A 3609-nucleotide genomic window follows, 5' to 3' on the forward strand; every position below is an offset into this window, starting at 1 on the left:
CCCTCTCCCGCCGACGGGAGAGGGGGCAGGTTGCAGGGTGTGGCATAAATTTTTGTCTGACTACTGCCATTCTCACATTCATGAGGACAGGTTGCGACAGGAATCTAATTTTCAGCAACAGAAATCTCGCAACAAAAATCTTAAGAACCATCCGAACAAACCTAATCCCACCAATGGATTCCCGCCTACGCGGGAATGACGACGGCGGGGTGTTTGGCGTGGTCTGATGATGTACGAGGTCGTCTGAAATTCATAAATCCCAGTTTTCAGACGACCTCTTTGCCGTATCAGCAATTCTGTTCCTTCCCCCGTCCGGCGGGGGAAGGTTAGGATGGGGGTCTTTTTGGCTTGGGAAAAATCAAATTCGTGCAGTCCGTAGAGCCACCCTCTCCCCAGCCCTCTCCCGCCAGGCGGGAGAGGGGGTAGGTTGCGGTAGATGTGGAAAAGTATGGAAGGGGATAGCGGCGGATGTGAGATGGTTGCTGTTATTTGAACTCATTAAACGAGGTCGTCTGAAACCTCATAAATTGTAATTTTCAGACGACCTCTTTGATTTATCAGCAATTCTGTTCCTTCCCCCGTCTGGCGGGGGAAGGTTAGGATGGGGGTGGCTTTGTGTTTCTGAGGAGAAAATAAATTCATGCAACTCATAAAGCCACCCTCTCCCCAGCCCTCTCCCGCTAGACGGGAGAGGGGGTAGGTTGCAGCAGATGGGGAAAAGTATGGGGTGGGGTGTTTGCTGTTATTAAAACTTATTGAATGAGGTCGTCTGAAATTCATAAATCCTTATTTTCAGACGACCTCTTTATGTTCCTATCTATCCTATTAAAACGCTTCAAAACTGTTTCTTCACGCCCAGCATGATTTCGTTTTGGCGGTAGCGGTAGAACACGGAATTGCTTTTGACGGTGGTGTGTTTGAAGCGCAGTTCGGGGTAGAAGCCGCCGATGTGCCATTGTCTGAAGCCTGCGGCGGCGAGCCAGACGGTTTGGCGGTCGCTGCGTCTTTGTCCGTCTGCGGCGATGCCTGCGCGGTCGTAGAGGTTGCGCCGTTTCATGACGAGGGCGTTGAGGTAGGTGCCGTTGTCAAACAGGGTGTATAAGCCTGTGCGGAGGGTGTATTCGCGGTGGTCGGATGTGCCGCCGTTGTATGTGCGGCGGGTGTAGTCGGAGCCTGCGAACACGCCGGTTTTCGGGGTCAGGGCGTATTCTGCGCCTAAGCCTGTGCGGTATTCGGTGTAGTCGGCGGCGTAGGTTTTCGCGGTGCCGCTGTGGCGGTAGCGTTTGCCCGACCAGTCGGCGTTGACCTGCCATTTTGGGTTGATGGTATGCGTCCACGAGGCTTCGGCACCGTAGGCGTTGTAGTAGGTGTGGCGGTTGCGCCGTTCGTGTTCGTAAACGGGCATCAGCGATAGGCGGCTTTGTGCGTCGGCGTATTCGTAACCGGCGGACAGTGTGCCTGTTTGGCTGCCGTAGTCGGACAGGGCGGCGTCTGTGTCTTCGCGGCGGTAGTGCGTGCTGTAGGCGAGGAGGTTGGTTTTGAGGCTGTGGTGTCCTTTGACAGGGGTGATTTTGCCTGCGCTCAGGCTGTAATTCCAGACTGGGGAACGGATGGGGGCGGGCAGGTTTTGGTAGGCGAGGCATTGGCCGTCAAGCGGCAGGATGCAGCGGACGGAGCCGTCGGATTGGTTGATGTTGCTGTTGTAGCCGTAGGCGATGCCGATTTGTCCGTGCCAGCGGCTGCGTTTGTCGATTTCGCCGAGGTATTGTCCGATCAGGGCGCGGGTTTCTTCGGGAATATCGGCGGCTTGGGCGCGGGCGAATGCGCTTCGGGCTTCGCGGTTTTGGTTGTCTTCGGTATAAAGGCGCGCGGTTTCGAGCAGGATGCGCGGATTGGCGGGGTCGAGTGCTTCTGCCGCTTGCAGGTTTCGTAAGGCTTCGGCGAGGTGTCCTTCGGCGCGTTGTTTTAAACCGAGCACCAATTTGGGTAGGGCGGGATTGTGGCCGGGTAGGGCGGCGTAGCGCGTGGCGAAGCGTTCTGCCTTTTTCCATTGGCGTTCGTTAATGGCATGATAAATCGCGCTTTCCAGCTCTTCGGTATTGTTGCCTACGGTGTAAATCTGACCGCCGATACGGATGTATGCGTCGTCGTTTTCGATGTCGCCTGCGGGTGTGCCGCCGTCCAGCCAGCCGCTTTCCCGATATTGCTGCTGCACGCGCCCGTTTTCTTCGGACAGGCGGCGCAGGTCGTCGCTGTCTGCGTGGGTGGACAGGGGCAGCAGGGCGAGCAGGAGGAGGCAGGATTTGTTCATTCGTCTTCTTTCGGGCTGGTGTGTGGTGGGTAAATTTCGGACGAGGCGGGTTTGTGGCGAAGCGGAGCGGTCGTCTGAAAAGATGCGATTTTGAATCTTGCTTTGTTTTTAATTTGTTTCCGTTTTCAGACGACCCTTGAGGTAATGGGAAGCACAAAAGGTCGTCTGAAAACGGAAGCCGCAGAAATCCGTCCGCAGCTTGCCATAAAACGGGGAAAGCACGGCAATCCCGGCCTTCCCCGTTGTTCTATCGACGGTTTATTGTTTTATACCGCCGAAGGAGATGTCGTCGGCGCGGCTTTCCGTACCACGGGTCGCAATACCCGCCAATGCGGCGGCATTTTGACCGTAGAACTGACCTTTGATGCCTTCGCGGTTGCGGGCGGCGTCAGAGGCGAAAGTACCGTTGCGGTTGTCGATTTTCACGCCGGCAAAGTCCAGAGTGTCGGTATGGCGCGCCAGTTTACCGGTCATGCTGCCGCTGTCGCCTGAGCCGAAATAGGCTTTGACGGTACCGGTATAGATATCGCGTTCGCCGGCTTTATGACCGTTGACACCGACTACGTTGTAAGTCGCGGTTGCCAAGCCTTTGGTGCTGCCGGTCGGATTTTTGCCATAGAACCAGGCAGGATGCGCGTTGCCTTTGACATGCGCAGTAGCGGCGGCTTCTGAAGCAGGCGCCCATTCGCCAAAGAACACATTGCCCGAAGCGGTCGGGATTTTGCCGACGGTCAGCAAGCCTTTTCCTTTGCCGTCTTCAGTGTTCAGGCTGAACAGCTCGATCTGATTGATGCGGCGTTCGCGGATGACGCGCTCGCCCTTGCCTTCGATTCTGTCGATAACAAACAGGATTTCTTTGTTTTTCAGGTTATCGGCATCAGCAACGTGGACGGAATTTTTGACTGTGTATTGAGGTTTTGCCACTGCGTTGTTTGGATTGTAGGCAGGAGGTGCGTCGGCTGTGGTCATGACGCCGACAGGTGTGTTCGGAGTACGTTTACCATAAATTGGCTCAGAGTAAGGGAAGTTACCATTGTTGACGACAGGTTTAGACGGAGGAGGTGCAATCGGTTTGCCGATAGGGCGGGCAGGAGGTTGGGAGGCTGTGCTCATCACACCGCTGTCCGGTATCGAAACATTGCCACCGATTGGCATGGAGTAAGGAAAGTTGCCATTGTTGCCGACAGGTTTGGATGGAGGAGGCGCAGTCGGTTTGACCGGACGTGCAGGAGGCAGGGTGGCACCCGCCAGCGTCATTACGTCATCGTGTGCTTTCAAATAAGGTTTGCCGTCATTGG

Annotated in this window: 2 protein-coding genes; both read right to left on the minus strand. The window is 55.5% G+C overall.

Translation table 11 applies throughout. From position 1 onward, the window contains the following. Positions 1-835: 835 nt before the first annotated feature. Entirely contained in the window at positions 836-2311 is a 1476-nt protein-coding gene (locus HMPREF3277_RS10940) for a surface lipoprotein assembly modifier (protein WP_070871137.1), read from the minus strand. 258 nt (positions 2312-2569) lie between these two features. Continuing rightward, positions 2570-3609: Slam-dependent surface lipoprotein (locus HMPREF3277_RS10945; protein WP_070871138.1), on the minus strand; the 1040-nt coding region annotated here is incomplete at its 5' end.

This window comes from Neisseria sp. HMSC70E02 (assembly GCF_001838645.1).
In the GTDB taxonomy this organism is placed as follows: Bacteria; Pseudomonadota; Gammaproteobacteria; order Burkholderiales; family Neisseriaceae; genus Neisseria; species Neisseria macacae.

Bases quoted from the DNA above. Each gene is read 5' to 3' on its own strand.
- HMPREF3277_RS10940 (WP_070871137.1), bottom strand. From the start codon at position 2,311: ATGAACAAATCCTGCCTCCTCCTGCTCGCCCTGCTGCCCCTGTCCACC.